The following is a 14,577-nucleotide window of genomic DNA, read 5'->3' on the forward strand; positions in this document are numbered from 1 at the left end:
GCCGCAGACGGGAGGACAACCAAGCCAAGTACCAAGGCAAGATTGCCGAGGAGGATCAGCGCTTGGAGAGACGTGATGCTGTCGCGAGTCATACAGGGCTTCCGGATTGAGGACATGAGCTATTCGTCTTCGGCTTCGCCGCGTGCGGCGCGCATCAGCGCGCTGCGGTCGTTGTCGGGCTGTCCGCCTCGCGACGTACTCGGCGACGTGGCCGGGCCGATGGCGGCCAACGCCACATCCAAGGTCACGCCCTGCTGGATCACCACGTCGACGATGCGACCGGGGAGTACTTCGATGATCGGGAAGGTGCGCTCGGCGAGGGAGATGTAGTACTGGGCCAAGCGATCCAAAGCCTTGCCCACTCCGGTGCCGAAGCCCTGTTTGAGGATGCTGTTGACGTCGGTGTTGGGCGTCGTCACCGAGCCCAGCGCCGTGGTCGTGGTGACCTGGCTGGCCTGGGCAACGCCCTGTCCTATGCCCGAGGCCACGCCGGCGAGCAGTGCGTTGCCGAGGATGGCGCCCTGCTTGGTGACCAGCTTGCCCATCATCCCGTTCATGCCGTCTTCGCCGAAGACGCTGCCCTTGATCGGCACTTCCAGCACCTGGCCGTCGCGCATGACGCAGGACAGCAGCGTGGCGCGGATGTAGGCGCGCTCAGCGGAATGCTCGCCATAGCCCTCGCCGATCACCAGGCAGTCCTTGACCTGGGCCCTGTAGCCGTTGGGCAGCACGGCCAGATCGGCCAGGCGCAGCAGCACGGGCACGGGATTGCTCTGTGCCTGGCCGCCGGTGGGCGCGGCCAGGCCACCCAACAGCACGGCGCGCGTAAAGCCCACCGGCAGGAAGGTGTTCAAAGTGCGGGGCTGTCGAACGGCTTGGCCGGAGGTCTTGGCGTTGGAGGCCTGGGCCGAACTGGCGGATGCGGCCGGGCCGAGCGACACGCGCATCAGCGATACCGGCGGCAGCTCGACGACCGGGCCCGCGGCGCTTCCTGCAGCCGCTTGGCCTCCGCCCAGGGGCGACCCCGGCGGATAGGCCCCGGCGGCAGGCGCAGGCAGCCGGTCCCCACGCTGGCTTGGAAAGGCCACAGGCCCCCGGGTGGCTGGAGTTGCAGCGGCGGCTGGAGAGCCTGCCACTGTGCCGCCGGTGACAGCAGGAGCGGCCTGGGGCGGCGAAACGACCGGCCTGATCGGCACCAGGTCCAGCGGCGCCACAACCGGCGCCGCCGACTGTGCCGGCGCGGGAGGCAGCAGGCCGCGCTCGCGCAGCGCGTTCATCTCGGACGTGAACTGGTCCCGCGTTGCCTTGAGCTCGCCACGCAGGGCCAGGCGGTCGTCTTCCGCGGTCTTGAGCTGGTCGCGCAGCTGGGCCAGTTCCTTGCCGGCCCCGCCCATCCAGGCATCCTTAGCGTCGAGCTGGGCGCCAGGGACGCCCACGATGGGCCGGGGCCGGGGCATTTCCTTCGGGGCGGCCGACTGCAGCTCGGGGCCACCGATCATTCCCGAGACCACCAGCGCGACGCACAGCATGCCCAGGCCGCCGGCGATCATGTTGACGATCTGCTTGGCCTTTGGCGATAGGCGCGAATAGATCGGGATGTTCAGACGTGTTGCCATGAGATGGGACCGGGCCGGGTTGAGGAGGAATTGCCGAGAGAGCGACGGTCAGCCGTCCTCGCCGGCCTGGCGGACGATCCAGACCGGCGTGCTGGCGCCCGGTGGCAGCTGGAGATCCCTCACGCTGACCGACACCACGCCGGGCCGGAACAGCTCTCGCTCGTCGATCACCATGGGCTCGCCGCTGACGTTGGTCAGCTCGTAGGACTCGCCGACCAGGCCGGGGGCCTCGAAGCGGGCCTGCAGCACAAAGCGCGCTTCGCGCCACAGGGCCAGCTCCTGTCCAGCGCCGGGCAGCCTCTGCGAGGGAATCTCGCCGGCCAGGGCGGGTGCCGCCATCGCCAGGGTCAAGGCCTTGGCGCCCCGGACATGAGGGTGGCTCTTGCCGCGCGGCTCCGAGGCCAGGGCGGCGCGACGTTGTTCGCCGCCGTTGATGCGCAGCGTGACCGTATCTCCCACGACATCTGCAGGCTGCAGCAGAAGACCCACGGTGCCGCGGTCGGTCTTGACGTCGAGCTTGATGGGCGGCAATGGGCCTGCCAGGGGTCCGGGCGGCAGGCTGCCGTCCATTCCCCGCATGCTGGCCGGCGGCACCGGCTTGAGGTAAACCTCGCCGTCGACATCGTCCTTGAGCACCGCGATGCGGCCGGCAGGGCTCTTTTGCGCATCGAAGACGTCGCCGATGACATCGAGCACGCGGCCACGATCGACGCGCAGCCGCGTCTGGTCCCGCACCGAGATGCGGCTGATCGTCGTGTCACCGTCGCGCACGTCGAGGGTCTGGGCCGCGCGCACCGGCGTCGCGAACATGCCGAGCAGGCACAGCGTCACGACCACAAGCACGGCCGCGAGGTCACCCAGACGGGCGAAGGGCTGCGAGTCCTGTTCGGACAGATGGAGCTGTTGCAGCATATCGGCGGTCGCGACAAGGCACTCCGCACGGACAGGTTCATCGTTTGGCATCTGCCTTCTCCTTGAGCTTTGCGGCGGCTTCGAGGGCGCGCGTGAGCCAGATGTCGTCGCCCGGCACTTCCTTCCACTCCTTGACCAGCATGCGGCCGCCTCGGGCCTCGAACTGCAGGAGGTAGGAGACCGTGCGCGACGACCCCTGGACCTTGACTCCGTTGACATAGGTGTCCAGTTGACCGACCAGCGCCACGCGCTGGCGGTCCAGGTCGGGGGCCAGCTGTTGCAGCCAGAAGACCGTGGAGGCGTTGGCGTCGATCAGGCGCTTGGCCTGGACGGCCATCTCCTGTTGCAGCTGTCCATGGGCCGCCGGATGCGTCCAACGAAGCACCTGGTCCTGCTGCCAGCCGATGGAGTGCGGCGAGGCGTCGAGGATCATGTGGGCGACCCAGGCCCCCATTTCCTCGAGCCAGGCGCCGTCGACGCGATCGCCAGTGATGGCGATGGTCTTGGTCCGGGTCGGCGGCTCCAGGACGACCGTGGACTGCCGCGACAGGCTTCCTATCGTCAGCAGGATGGCCAGCAGTCCCAACACGATGGTGATGGCCTGCTGGCGTTTGAGGGCCGAGGCCAGCGACTGGATGTCCGTGAGCTGGCGTTGCGGGTTCATGGTGATTGCTCCGATGTCCTGGGTCCGGCTGCCAAGGCCCCGCCCTCAGCCCACGGTTCTGGTTGCCCAGGGGGCGGGGACGCGCTTCAGGCGGCTGATGAGCGGCGGCAGATACCAGTAGGCGAGATGGGCGGCATAGCCCCGGGGCTTGCCCTTGCGGCCGATGTGCATGAAGTAGCCCACCGCGGCTGCCGTGCCGACCACGACGGGGGTGGGCAGGCCGGTGCTCAACAGGGCGAAGCCCACCGAAGCCGACACCATCGCGATGTCCATGTCGACGAACAGAAACTTCCACGGGTCTTTGAGGCCCATGACGATCAGCATGTCGTGGTCTTCCATGGCGGCCTGCGTGGGCTGAGCGCAGCTGACCGATCAGACGATCGCGCCGGTGAGCGTCGTCGCGGCGGCCAGGCCGACGCCCAGGAAGATCGCGTAGCCGACGAACTTCATGATCACGCTCGTCGCATTGGCGGCGATGTAGCCGATGGCAGCGACACCGAAGCCGATCACCGTCAGCAGTTGCTTGCCATAGCCGTTGACCATGTCGTTCAGCGAAGTGAAGGCGGCCTGCAGGGCGGTGCCCGTGTTGGTGGCCGCGAACGCGGGATGGCCGAGCATCAACAGCACAGCCAGGGCCGCGGGTAGGGCCCACAGCAGGGGCGAGTTCATCGCGGGCAAGTTGTGGCGGGTGAGGCGGGTGGTCATTGCGATTTCTCCAGAGAAAAGGGTTCGACGGATTGGTGTTCGAGTTCTGCCAGGTGGTCGCGCAGAGAGCGCCTGGCCAGTCCCACGACCTGTGGCAGCAGTTCCGCGCGCTCACCGATCAGGGTCAGGGCCCCTTCGACGAGGTAGCGCAGATCCAGCCTCGGATCGCGTGTGGTGCCCTGCTTGCCCTTGAGCCACTGAAATGCCGCCTCGCCGATCTGCAAGGCCTTGCAGTCGTCGTGACGATGGCTCGGTGAAGCCCCTGAAGTCCGGGCTTGTGCCCCTTCGGCCGGGCCAGGGGCGCGGCCGGTTCTCGCAGGCGCAATGGCCTGGCGTCCCGCGACATGGCGGACCAGGGCCTCCCGTGAGTGCCCGATCCAGTCGGTGTGAAGATCGGACCTGGCCTGGAGCAGCAGGATCGCCCCCTCGATGAGGTAGCGCAGGTCGACGCGCGGTCCTGGCGCGCGCTCTTGCAGCAGGCGCAACCAGGCGAAGGCGGGCGTGCCCACGAGCAGCACGCGGGCCGTGCGCGGCACGCACCCGAAGGAGCCCAAAGTCGGCGGTCGCGTCATGGCAGCGGCGGCGTTGAGTTCGGCGGCAGCAAAGTTCATGGTTGAAGCCCGGACAACGCGCCGCCCAACGGCGCAGGGATGGAACCGGCGTGGCGGAGGACACCTTCCGGTGCCGAATCCATTACCCCGGCTGCTGGCGGGAGGGCGCTGAGCACGCGGTCCAGCTCCGGGCCAGAGGTCAGGTGCAGGACCATTTCGGCGCGCCGGTTGGGCGCGCGCTGGACCTCGGACTGGTTGCTGCTGACGTAGCAGCACAGGGGCCGGCCGGCCCCGGCCACCATGGGCACGGGCGGACGGGCACGCTCCAGCCGCTCCTGCAGGCTGGCCACCACCGCTTGCGCCCGCGCCTGGGCCAGCCTCGTGTTGAGCTTGCGCGCCCCGAGGTCATCGGTATATCCGGTGACCTGGACCTGGATCGCCAGCCGCAGCAGCGGTGCCAAGGCATCCATTTGCGCCTTGACTGCGGGCCGCAAGCGCGAGCTGTTGAGGTCGAACTGAACGACTGCGACCAGGCGGCGCGGCGCGCTCGAGACGATTGGCGGCGGCACCGTTGGCGGCGGCGGGGGCAGCACCAGGGCCGGCGCCTTCGCGACCACCACGCCCGGCAAGGTCTTCAAGGTCGGGCGCGGGCACTCGATGCAGGTCTCGAACACCTTGCGCCCGTCCCAGTCCTGCTGGGCGATCCTGTACGTATGCAGGGCTGGGGGAATCGTCGCCGGCACTGGCGGCTGCGTCTCGCAGGCGGCGAGCAAAGCGCAAAGGGCCGGCAAGGCCAGCCAGTGGCAGCGGGGCATCATTGCGGCGCTCCTTCATCGCGCCCGTCGGTCGCCAGAGATTGGCCCAGCGACCGCAAGCCGGGCGCGAGCAGCACGGTCTGGCCTGGGGTCGAGCTGGGCACTTTGGTGGCCGAGCGTTCCAGCCGGCGGTAGACCCGCCAGGCGTAGGCGGAGCGCGCCCGGGTGCAGGCCGTTCCCTTGAGTTCGGAGCAGCCTGCGTTGTAGGCGCCGACGGCCTCCCAGGTATCTCCATGGCGGCGCACCAGGTCGGACACGATCCAGGCCGCGATCTCTATCGAGGTGCAGGGATCGGCAAGGTCGGCGGCCGTGATGCCGTGGCGCGCCAGGCGGGGCAGCCAGCCGGTGTTGATCTGCATGAGCCCGACGTCGACAGTGCCGGTGCGCTGCACGTGGCCACGGTTGACGGCCTCGGGCCGGAAGGAGCTTTCGACATCGGCAATGGCACGCAGCAGCGCCGGGTCGAGGTTGAAGCGGGTCGCGTGGTGCACAAAGCAGTCGGCCTGGGCAGAGGCGCTCGCGGCCATCAGCAGCAAAGCTGCGAGGCGTTGGCATGTCCGATAGCTGTTTGGCACCCGTTGCTCCCCTGGTTGTCCGCTGCCGCCGAAAGAAGCCCCGGACCATCGGGTCCGGGGCAAGCAGGCTGGCAAGTGCAGCGACGGAATGCAGTCGTCGCCACGGGGTGCAATGTGCGAGGGGGGCCAGTGCCGAACAACCGAAAACCATCGCCCACGTGGGAGAGAGTTTTCGATTGACGGCGACAGATTCAGCGCGAGATACTGATCGGTTTACCGCCAAAAACATCGCGCCTCAATGGCCGCGCATGTCAATCAAATCAGGCACTTAGCGCCGAGTTCGCCCAAGGCCCCGGGTCGCTCAAGGCATGGCAGTGCCGAAAGGGCAGGCCAAAAAGTCGTAACAGCCCGTAAGAAACCAAGAAGAACACAAGGGTAATGGCCTGACTGAAAGGGCCGCCGGCCCCCTCCGCTCAAATGCCGCGGGGTGTCCGGCAAGGGCTTTAACGGCAAACGAAATCCGTTAAAAGTAATGGCAGATCAATGGCTTAGCGAGGCCCACCCTTAAGCGGGCGGGCCTCGAAATGGCGAGATCAAAGGGTCCGAGGGCTGTCAAGCGAAAACCCTCACCCACATGGGCGAAGGTTTTCGGGGCCCAGCCTCGGGCTGGCCCCATAGCCTTGGCCGATGCGCAAGACTTACCCTCTCCGCCCGGGCCCGAAGGGCTGCCCTCCCGCTGGCGCAGCCATTGACGGGCCGTCGTGCCCGCTCGCCCCGCTGCCCGCCGAGCAGCCTATGTGCATGCCACTGCCTGAGCCGATCAGCACGCCCGACGCCGACGGACAAGACTTGCATGAGCTGTTGCAGGCGCTTGGCTTCGGCCATTGGCACAGCACCCTGCAGCTGCTTTTCAGGCGCTACGCCGGCTGGCTCACCGACTACTGGCTAGACAGCAAGTTCGATCTGGACCTGTGGCCGGCCGGCGACGTCATTAAAACGCTGGTGAACTTCCCGCGCGACCTGGCCGGCAACGACATGGCTTTTGCCCTCACGCTGAGCCAGTGCGACTTCCTGGTGCGGCAGGCGCGCGATGAGCTGACGGGCGAGGCCTGGGACGCACTGGCCCAGCCCTATGCCGCCTTCCGCTGCGAGCACAAGGCTGAGCCCTTCTGGGGCCATGAAGCGCCCTGGCCCGCCGAGGCCTTTGCCGCATGGGCACTGGACCGGCTGCGCCAGGACACGGAAGGCCCGGCCTCGCGCTCGTAGGTGGTCATCCCAGTCGCCCGGACGACGCCAGCACGAGCGCTTGCCGCGCGACACAGCAGGACTTATGGACATCGCCTTCGCGCTCAAGGCCGCTACCTTGGTATTGGCATTCGTGCTTGGCGTCGCCATGGTGTATCGCCTCAGTGGCGGCTCCAAGGGCGCGGCCAGGGCGGCAGCTCGCGCGCCCCGTCTCGCCAAGGCGGTCGTGGCCAGGCCCGCTTCCCAGCTGCCGCTTCGGGCCTTCGAGGACATCGTCACCGCTACCGAGACGCGGGCCCTGCTGATCTCCATCGAGCGCAAGACCCGACTCTCACAGGGCATCTACGCCCAGGACTGTATGCCGGTTCTGGAGGCCTTGGCCGAGTTCGTCCAGATGCTTCCGGCATCGGAGTCCCATCACCACGCCCACCCCGGCGGGCTGTGGCAGCACCTGCTCGAGGTCGCCGACGTGGCGCTGAGCTTCAGGGCGGGGCTCGAGCTGCCTCCGGGCGCGGGCACCGAAGAGCGCAAGCGGCTGGAGCACCGCTGGACATACGCCGTCTTTGTTGCCGCGCTGCTGCACGACGTCGGCAAGGCCGTGACCGACGTCCAGGTGACCCTCTATGGCGACGCCCCGCGGGACGGCAAGGCCTGGACGCCGCTCGCGGGCTCCATGCGGACCTTCGGCGCGCACTGGTACACCGTGGCCTTCGCCGACCCCACGGACCGCGATTACCAAGCCCACGCCAAGCTGGGTGCGATGCTGATGAGCAGCTTCGTACCGGCCCGCGCGACGCGCTGGCTGGCCGATGAAAGCCAGGTGCTGTCCCAGTTGGTGGCCTACCTCTCTGGCGAAGGCAAAGACGGCCTCATCGGCTCGCTGATCAAGCGAGCCGACAGCGACTCGGTAAGAAGGAACCTGTTGCAGGGGCCCCGCACCCGATTTGCGAGCGCGCGCACGCGCCCCCTGGTGGAACGGCTGATGGAAGCGCTTCGGCGCATGCTGATCGAAGGCGGCAGCCTGCCGCTGAACCGGCCCGGCGCGGCTGGCTGGGTTCACGACGGCAAGGTCTGGTTCGTCTGTGCCCGGCTCGCAGACGAGGTCCGCAGCTATCTGTCCCAGCATGAAAGCCTGCAGGGGATTCCCGGCAAGGACAAGAACGACCGAATCTTCGATACCTGGCAGGAGTACGGCGCGGCCGAGACGGCACCCGACGGCGGCGCCGTGTGGCGTGTGCGCGTCGAGTGCGACGGCTGGTCGCCGCCCGACGCTTTCACGGTCCTCTGCTTTGCGTTGGACAAGCTGTTTGCAGACCCGGCGCAGTACCCGGCGGCGATGAAGGGCCGCGTCTGGCTGTCCCAGCCTGCCGCAGCTGACCCGGGACGCGAAGTGAGTCCGGCGCCACGCGAGGGCCGCGCGGCACCCCCGGCCGCCCTGACCATACCGCCGAGGCCGGCGGTCACGAGCGAGCTGCAGGGCCCGACGGCCCGCCCTGGCGCCCCAGCCGGGGCCGCCGTCCTGGAGAGATCCGAGCCGAAGCCAGCGCCCGAGCCGTCGGCGTCAGCATCTTCCCCCTCGGACCACGAACCGCAGGTTCCCGGGGGCGCCGGGGCGGCGATGGAACACCAGCCTGCAGTGCCTGTGGGCCAGGCTATCCCTGTCGTTGCCCCCTCCCCTGCTCCAGAGCCGCAGCCCGCCCCTGGACCGGCCCATGTGGCCGAGCCCGGCCCGGACGATGGAATGCTGTCCCCCAGCGAGACGGCTGTGGCCGACCTGGCCCAGGGGCGCGCGACCAGCACGCCCGAGCTCGGCAAGCCGCTGCGACCGCGTGAGAGAGGTCAGCGACCCGCTGGCGCAGCGGCGGCATCAGGAAGGACGCCAAGTCCGGCTGCGACAGCTTTCATGGCTTGGGTCGCGCAATCGGTTGGAACCGGCGACCTCAAATACAACGAAGACAGCGCCCTCGTGCATTTCGTTCCCGAGGGAGCCCTGCTGCTGTCGCCGGAGATTTTCCGGCGCTTCCTGAGCCAGCACCAGGCCGTGGCGGACGGCCCCATCGCGGAGCTGCGCCAGTCGCATGGCGACCGCGCCTTTGCGCGTCTGCAGAACGAACTGGCGAAGTCGGGCTGGACCGTGCGCAATGGTGACGAGAACATGCACTATTACGCCTTCGTCAAGGCCGACAAGGCCCTTTCAAGGACGGCCTCGTTCTGCCTGGTGGGCAAGCCCGAATTGTTCTGGAATCCGGTCCCTGCCCCGAACAGCCGGATCACGCGCGCGCCCAGGCCCCGGCGCATGTCCCTTCCCGCGGAGGCCAGGGGCTCATCACCGCCGACGCGGGGCTCACGGAGTGACGCATGAGCGACGGACCCATCGACAACGTTTTTCGGGCGCCCTACGAGTTGGCTTCGGTCGCCGGCGCCATGGTGTGCGGCTGGATCGTGCTGAGCTGGCCCGGCATGCTTCTGATGACATCCTTCCAGGCCTGCGGCGCCGCGGCGGCGCTGGTGGGCCTTGCTGCGTGGCGGCTGACCCAGGCACGCCGGGTGCTTCGCTTCCGCAGCGCCGTTCGCGCGCTGGAGCCGTACGCGATGTACCCCGGCGAGATTCCCTGGTCCAGGAACGCGGTGTTCCTCGGGCAAGGCTTCGAGTGGACGGCCCGTCATACCCAGCGGATGACGCTGCTGGCACAGCCGGAGAACGAGCACCTGAAACAGCAGTCGGCCCTGTACCGATGGGCACGCCGGATGGAGCTGCGCGTCGACGCGCCGCCTTGGCTGACGCGCTGGACTCGCGAGGACCATCCGTGGAATCCGGTTCGTCCCCTGCCCCCGGTCGGCGGCAACCCGGCCCTGCATGGCGTCGAAATCGACGAGGAGGAAGTCCACACGGCCCTGGGTGAACTCAACAACCACATGATGGTGTACGGCACCACCCGCGTCGGCAAGACGCGCCTGGCGCAGATCCTGATCGAGCAGGACATCGCCCGCGGCGACGTGGTGATCGTCTTCGACCCCAAGGGCGACGTCGAGCTGCTGCTCGGCATGTATTCGGCCGCCGTCCGCCATGGGCGGGCGAGCGAGTTCCAGCTCTTCCACCTGGGCTTCCCCGAGGTTTCGAGCCGGTACAACCCCATCGGCAACTTCGAGCAGATCACCGAGGTGGCCACCCGCGCCACGGGCCCTCTGCCCGCCGAGGGCCAGTCGGCGGCCTTCAAGGCCTTTGCCTGGCGCTACGTCAACGTGATCGCCCGCGCGATGGCGGCCGTCGGCGACCGCCCGGATTTCCGGAAGATCTACAAGTACGGGGTCAGCATCGACTCGCTGGCCAAGCGCTACTTTGTCGACTGGCTGGACCGCAATGTGCCGGGCTGGCAGGACCGCTTCGACCCGTATCCCACCAAGGAGCAGAAAGACCTGGTGCAGAAGGCCGAAAAGAACGGCCGCGAGGTTGAGCTCCTGCTGCTGGCACAGTTTTTCAAGACCAACGGCTACCAGGACGCGATCTTCGACGCCATCGCGTCCGTGCTGGCCAACGACCGCACCTACTTCGAGAAGCTGGTGAACTCGCTGTACCCGCTGCTGGAAAAGCTCACGACCGGCAAGGTCGCCGACCTGATCTCACCGGAGTACGACGACACCACGGACACGCGGCCGCTGCTGGACTGGATGTCGGTCATCAACCGCGGTGGCATCGTGTACTGCGGCTTCGACGCCCTCTCCATACGGGATGTCGCCGAGGCGGTCAGTGCGTCCATGCTGGCCGACCTGACCTCGACCTTCGGCCGCATCTACAAGCACGGCGCCACCTACGGCATGTCATGGACCGAAGGCATGCGCCGGGTCCGCCTGCATGCCGACGAACTGAACGAGTTGATCGGCCCCGAGTTCGTGCAGGCCGCCAACAAGGGGGGCGGCGCCGGCCTCTTCATCACCGGCTACAGCCAGACGGCACAGGACATCGAGGCCAAGGTGGGGTCGACGGCGAAAGCCGAGCAGATCAGCGGCAACCTCAACAGCATCGTCATGCTGCGCGTGAAGAACCTCGCCACCGCGGAACGGCTGACCGACCAGCTCGAGCAGGTCAGGGTTTTCACGAGGCTGCAGGCGAGCGGCGTATCGGACACCAACGATCCGACCGAGATGGCCGACTTCGCGTCGCGCAACGAGGACCGCGTCTCGACCGAGAAGGTGCCGATGCTCGATCCGGCCTGGCTGATGAAGTTGCCCAAGGGCCAGGCGTTCGCGCTGCTGGAAGGCGGCAAGCTGGTGAAGATTCGCATCCCCCTGCCGCTGGCGGCGGGGGAGGAAGGCGTGCCCGAGAACTGGGAGGCGATGCTGACCGCGATGCGGTCAAGCTACGCCAGCTATGTCGCCCGAAACCCTGAGGACGCGCTGACCGTGGAGGGCGCATAGCATGGCCACCAGCAGCAACGCCAACATCGAGCACGGTGTACTGGTCCGCCAGTGGAAGTGGCCGCTGCGCATCCTGTTCTGGTGGGTCACCATCGGCCTTTTCGTCTGGGCAGGGACGCTGACGGTCCATTGGTATTGGTCCCGTGACCGCTCGCCCGACGCCCCACTGCTGCATGCTCAGGCGGTTCTGCAGGAAGAGCTGCAGGAGCTGGCCAGGCTGGAGCCCGTGCTCTTCGATCCGCTGGCCGTGGCCCGCCGGATCAACAGCACGATCCATGATGCCGCGGTGGACACGTCGCTGCTCTTCGCGCGAGCCTTGATGAACTGGCCGAGTTCGATGCGCAGCAATGCGGCGAGCGAGACGATAAAGGCCACGCCAGACCCTGGGGGCGACTTCGTGCGGCGGCAGCTGGCCGAGGCTGGAGACGGCTGGCTGCTGATGGCCACGAACACGGGCATCTTTGCCGTGCGCACAGCGACCTATCTGTGCGCGCTGCCGCTGCTGGCACTGGGCATGATGCTCGGGGCCACTGACGGCCTGGTCGCGCGCGCCAAGCGCAAGGCCTGCGCCGGCCACGAGTCGGCCAGCATTTACCACAGGGCCAAGCTGGCGGTCAGCTTCGTGGCGATCCTGGGCTACGTCGTCTACCTGGCCTTGCCCGGCGTGGGCGCACCCGTCAAGCTGCTGCTGCCGCTAGCCGTGGCGCTGGCAGTGCTGCTGAGGCTGCAGTGCGCGTACTACAAGAAATACCTCTAGTCCGTCGTGGCCCGATCCTCCGGGCCTCACTGCCCGCAGCTACGACTTCACGACAGCCGTGAAGTCCGACCACTGTTCGATGCGGAAGGCTCGGATGTCTCTGACCAACTGTTGGAACCAAGCCCTGGCTCGGAGCGACTGGATGGCGAGGAAGAGGTTGGCCATGTCTTCATTGTCGGTCACGTACAGGCTGCCCTGTACACGCCGGAAGCCGTGCTCCCCAAGCACAGCGCCGATGTCGCTGTACGCCTGAGGCACCCCTCGCGGATGATGCCTCTGGGTATCTGCAACCACCAGATCAAAGGCCACCGCATACATCAGCGCGCCTCCGGGTCGTCCGTCAGGTTGGTCCAGCGGTACTCCGCCTTCTCACCCGTCTCGACCATCGTGACCTCGATCAGCCAGTCGCCGTCATCCAGCTGCCGGATGGCGTTTCCAACTTCGTACTTGGGTCCGACAGGGCCGAAGGTCTTGATCTTTCCCACCGGGAGGGGTGGGGGTGCGGTGGCGACATGCATGAAGATACCCCTGGGCCGAAGTAGCAATAGGCGGTTTTACTCCATGTTGGACAGGGCCGGCAGGGTCGTGAAGCGATGGCCAGCGGTACGGTCGGCTGAGCGCCCCTTCGCCCTCCCTGGACCCGGCGCCAAGGGCGAAGCAGGCTACAAGTGCGCCGGTCAAGCTCCTTCCGCCGTTGGCCATCGCCCTCGCGCTGCGGCTGAGGCTGCAGTGCGCGTACTACAAGAAATTCCTCTAACCCCGCCGTGGGCCATGAGATGTCGGACGACCGCCCGAAGCTGGTCATCTCGACAAAGCCCTTCATCGAGCGCACTGGCATCGTCGTCGCCTTCCCCATGGCGCTCTCAGACCGCGGTGACGTTGAACCGATCACAGAGGTCATCCACCTGCCGCGCCTTGAGCTTCTCGGCGCGCAGCTTGCGCAGCCCGCTGCGCTCGAAGATGGCGTAGGCGAACCCGTTGTACATCTGCCGCGACACGTACCGTACACCGTCCCAGCGCGCACTCGCACCGTGGATCGCCCGCGCCCACGCCTGGCTCACCCTGTAGTCGGCGGATGCGCTGATGTCGTTGTTGAGTCCCAGGGCCTTGAGCGCAGCCCCGGTCATGTCAGCCAGTAGCAGGGTCTTCCGCCGGTCACAGGTGAACCGCACGACCGAGCGCTCTGTCAGCTCCGCGACCGGCACCTCGTAGCCGCCTCTGACGAACCGCCCGCACTCATGGATGACGCTCTCCGCGAAGGCAACTTCGATGGTGCTGGCGGTATAGCAGGTGCCGAACGCATCGGCACCGCCAGGATCGGGATCGTCAAAGCGGTAGACCCCAGCAGACCAGTACGGCTCGGCGGCCGGATGCCGGCTCAGGCGCATGAGCGACGCGACTTCGATCCTGGTCGGTCGAATCAGATCTTCGAAGGAACCGGGATCAGGCAGCCGCAGAGACACGCGAGGCACCTCGCTCGCGCGCCCATGCCACGGCCAGGCGCTCCACCTTGGCCAAGTCTGTCCCGGCCTCTAAAGCGACGGCCACGCTCTTTCCAGAGAGGGCGCCGTGTTCGCGCAGCCAGAACATCAGCTTCTCGCTGGTACCGAGGTTGCCGAGCGCGCGGCAGACGGCCGCCACGGCCTCGCGGTCCATACCAAGGAACGCTTGCGGGTAGAACAGTCGATTGCCGACCTTCACCGCGAAGATTTCACCACGGTCCGAGGCCGGCGCCAAAGCCTGACGGGTGAGCCCCCAGGCTTGCGCGAGTTGCTCACCGGACACGACGAGGCCATCCTTGACCCACTGGACACGCGCAGCCTCGCCGCGCGCCATGGCACCCGCCAGGCCGCCCGCGGCCTGAGCATGCAAATTGTCCGCGGCGGCTGTGTCGGCGTGCGCGATCCAGGCTCGAACGCCTCGTGTCTTCGCCAATTGCAGCCCTTGCTTGCTGACTGCAGAGCGAAGAGTGCCGAGGTCTTCGCTGAGGCGCCCAACGGTGGCCTCAAGCCGCGCGATGCGGCGTAGCAGCACGGGAGTGCTGAGATCGGTGCTCATAGGTGGATTCTAGGCAAATCCGGACAACCCGGCAAATACGGCAAACGGAGAAATCGGGCAAAGCCGACCGGTGAAGACTGCAACGACTCCCAGCTCGTGCTGACCAGGCGCGAGCCAAGCCCGAAACCGGCGGTCACCCAAACATCTACGCCGCCATGACCTTCCGGAAACGGCGCTACTCTCGACAGCGGACAGAAAGCAGCTCGCTGCCTGCTTTCAAGGCCGACCTTTGCCGATATCGGCAAGTGGCCCGAGCTTTGGGCGACGCCCAAGCCCAGCCGTGCGACGCACGAAGATGTCGTGCGCCGCGACTGAACACGGAG

Annotated in this window: 16 protein-coding genes; 4 read left to right on the forward strand and 12 right to left on the reverse strand. The window is 67.4% G+C overall.

The genetic code is table 11. From position 1 onward, the window contains the following. Positions 1 to 119: 119 nt before the first annotated feature. The 8 genes from JMV16_RS02570 to JMV16_RS02605 are packed head-to-tail and all read right to left on the reverse strand — an operon-like array spanning position 120 to position 5,790. Positions 120 to 1,616, reverse strand: coding sequence for a TraB/VirB10 family protein (locus JMV16_RS02570; protein ID WP_201492571.1), 1,497 nt, complete (start codon positions 1,614 to 1,616; stop codon positions 120 to 122). Positions 1,617 to 1,664: 48 nt separating this feature from the next. Then, the gene (locus JMV16_RS02575) at positions 1,665 to 2,528 is read right to left on the reverse strand and encodes a type-F conjugative transfer system secretin TraK (protein ID WP_201492572.1); all 864 of its coding nucleotides are present in this window, start codon (positions 2,526 to 2,528) and stop codon (positions 1,665 to 1,667) included. Between the two features lie 37 nt (positions 2,529 to 2,565). Beyond that, entirely contained in the window at positions 2,566 to 3,192 is a 627-nt protein-coding gene (locus tag JMV16_RS02580) for a TraE/TraK family type IV conjugative transfer system protein (RefSeq protein ID WP_201492573.1), read from the reverse strand. A 45-nt stretch (positions 3,193 to 3,237) separates the two neighbouring features. Further along, positions 3,238 to 3,531 (reverse strand): type IV conjugative transfer system protein TraL, encoded by a 294-nt coding sequence (gene traL / locus JMV16_RS02585; RefSeq protein WP_201492574.1) that lies wholly within the window; start codon positions 3,529 to 3,531, stop codon positions 3,238 to 3,240. A gap of 33 nt (positions 3,532 to 3,564) precedes the next feature. Then, on the reverse strand, positions 3,565 to 3,897 hold the full coding sequence (locus JMV16_RS02590) for a hypothetical protein (protein ID WP_201492575.1): 333 nt from the start codon (positions 3,895 to 3,897) through the stop codon (positions 3,565 to 3,567). After that, on the reverse strand, positions 3,894 to 4,508 hold the full coding sequence (locus JMV16_RS02595) for a hypothetical protein (RefSeq protein WP_201492576.1): 615 nt from the start codon (positions 4,506 to 4,508) through the stop codon (positions 3,894 to 3,896). Before JMV16_RS02595 ends, JMV16_RS02590 begins: the two co-directional genes overlap by 4 nt. After that, complete coding sequence (locus JMV16_RS02600) at positions 4,505 to 5,266, reverse strand: OmpA family protein (RefSeq protein ID WP_201492577.1); 762 nt, start codon at positions 5,264 to 5,266, stop codon at positions 4,505 to 4,507. Before JMV16_RS02600 ends, JMV16_RS02595 begins: the two co-directional genes overlap by 4 nt. Then, positions 5,263 to 5,790, reverse strand: a complete 528-nt coding sequence (locus JMV16_RS02605; RefSeq protein ID WP_201492578.1) for a lytic transglycosylase domain-containing protein — start codon at positions 5,788 to 5,790, stop codon at positions 5,263 to 5,265. Before JMV16_RS02605 ends, JMV16_RS02600 begins: the two co-directional genes overlap by 4 nt. A gap of 789 nt (positions 5,791 to 6,579) precedes the next feature. Here JMV16_RS02605 and JMV16_RS02610 point away from each other — a divergent pair. From JMV16_RS02610 to JMV16_RS02625, 4 genes are all read left to right on the forward strand, one after another. Further along, complete coding sequence (locus tag JMV16_RS02610; protein ID WP_201492579.1) at positions 6,580 to 7,044, forward strand: hypothetical protein; 465 nt, start codon at positions 6,580 to 6,582, stop codon at positions 7,042 to 7,044. A gap of 64 nt (positions 7,045 to 7,108) precedes the next feature. Next, complete coding sequence (gene mobH / locus JMV16_RS02615; protein ID WP_201492580.1) at positions 7,109 to 9,385, forward strand: MobH family relaxase; 2,277 nt, start codon at positions 7,109 to 7,111, stop codon at positions 9,383 to 9,385. Further along, positions 9,382 to 11,439, forward strand: coding sequence for a type IV conjugative transfer system coupling protein TraD (gene traD / locus JMV16_RS02620; protein WP_201492581.1), 2,058 nt, complete (start codon positions 9,382 to 9,384; stop codon positions 11,437 to 11,439). Before mobH ends, traD begins: the two co-directional genes overlap by 4 nt. 1 nt (position 11,440) lies before the next feature. Continuing rightward, the gene (locus JMV16_RS02625; RefSeq protein ID WP_201492582.1) at positions 11,441 to 12,196 is read left to right on the forward strand and encodes a DUF4400 domain-containing protein; all 756 of its coding nucleotides are present in this window, start codon (positions 11,441 to 11,443) and stop codon (positions 12,194 to 12,196) included. Between the two features lie 39 nt (positions 12,197 to 12,235). On the opposite strand, the gene JMV16_RS02630 is transcribed toward JMV16_RS02625, so the two are convergent. The 4 genes from JMV16_RS02630 to JMV16_RS02645 form a co-directional block, all read right to left on the reverse strand. Next, on the reverse strand, positions 12,236 to 12,514 hold the full coding sequence (locus JMV16_RS02630; protein ID WP_201492583.1) for a virulence factor: 279 nt from the start codon (positions 12,512 to 12,514) through the stop codon (positions 12,236 to 12,238). Further along, complete coding sequence (locus JMV16_RS02635; protein WP_201492584.1) at positions 12,514 to 12,714, reverse strand: DUF5397 domain-containing protein; 201 nt, start codon at positions 12,712 to 12,714, stop codon at positions 12,514 to 12,516. The genes JMV16_RS02630 and JMV16_RS02635 overlap by 1 nt, the downstream gene beginning before the upstream one ends. A gap of 345 nt (positions 12,715 to 13,059) precedes the next feature. Continuing rightward, positions 13,060 to 13,659 (reverse strand): RES family NAD+ phosphorylase, encoded by a 600-nt coding sequence (locus JMV16_RS02640; protein WP_201492585.1) that lies wholly within the window; start codon positions 13,657 to 13,659, stop codon positions 13,060 to 13,062. Further along, entirely contained in the window at positions 13,640 to 14,254 is a 615-nt protein-coding gene (locus JMV16_RS02645) for a hypothetical protein (protein WP_201492586.1), read from the reverse strand. The genes JMV16_RS02640 and JMV16_RS02645 overlap by 20 nt, the downstream gene beginning before the upstream one ends. Positions 14,255 to 14,577 lie beyond the last annotated feature (323 nt).

This window comes from Rubrivivax sp. A210 (genome assembly GCF_904426505.1).
GTDB lineage: Bacteria > Pseudomonadota > Gammaproteobacteria > Burkholderiales > Burkholderiaceae_C > Rubrivivax.

Coding starts and splice junctions, on each gene's coding strand:
- JMV16_RS02570 (WP_201492571.1), bottom strand. CDS start 1,616: ATGGCAACACGTCTGAACATCCCGATCTATTCGCGCCTATCGCCAAAG.
- JMV16_RS02575 (WP_201492572.1), bottom strand. CDS start 2,528: ATGCTGCAACAGCTCCATCTGTCCGAACAGGACTCGCAGCCCTTCGCC.
- JMV16_RS02580 (WP_201492573.1), bottom strand. CDS start 3,192: ATGAACCCGCAACGCCAGCTCACGGACATCCAGTCGCTGGCCTCGGCC.
- traL (WP_201492574.1), bottom strand. CDS start 3,531: ATGGAAGACCACGACATGCTGATCGTCATGGGCCTCAAAGACCCGTGG.
- JMV16_RS02590 (WP_201492575.1), bottom strand. CDS start 3,897: ATGACCACCCGCCTCACCCGCCACAACTTGCCCGCGATGAACTCGCCC.
- JMV16_RS02595 (WP_201492576.1), bottom strand. CDS start 4,508: ATGAACTTTGCTGCCGCCGAACTCAACGCCGCCGCTGCCATGACGCGA.
- JMV16_RS02600 (WP_201492577.1), bottom strand. CDS start 5,266: ATGATGCCCCGCTGCCACTGGCTGGCCTTGCCGGCCCTTTGCGCTTTG.
- JMV16_RS02605 (WP_201492578.1), bottom strand. CDS start 5,790: ATGGCCGCGAGCGCCTCTGCCCAGGCCGACTGCTTTGTGCACCACGCG.
- JMV16_RS02610 (WP_201492579.1), top strand. CDS start 6,580: ATGCCACTGCCTGAGCCGATCAGCACGCCCGACGCCGACGGACAAGAC.
- mobH (WP_201492580.1), top strand. CDS start 7,109: ATGGACATCGCCTTCGCGCTCAAGGCCGCTACCTTGGTATTGGCATTC.
- traD (WP_201492581.1), top strand. CDS start 9,382: ATGAGCGACGGACCCATCGACAACGTTTTTCGGGCGCCCTACGAGTTG.
- JMV16_RS02625 (WP_201492582.1), top strand. CDS start 11,441: ATGGCCACCAGCAGCAACGCCAACATCGAGCACGGTGTACTGGTCCGC.
- JMV16_RS02630 (WP_201492583.1), bottom strand. CDS start 12,514: ATGTATGCGGTGGCCTTTGATCTGGTGGTTGCAGATACCCAGAGGCAT.
- JMV16_RS02635 (WP_201492584.1), bottom strand. CDS start 12,714: ATGCATGTCGCCACCGCACCCCCACCCCTCCCGGTGGGAAAGATCAAG.
- JMV16_RS02645 (WP_201492586.1), bottom strand. CDS start 14,254: ATGAGCACCGATCTCAGCACTCCCGTGCTGCTACGCCGCATCGCGCGG.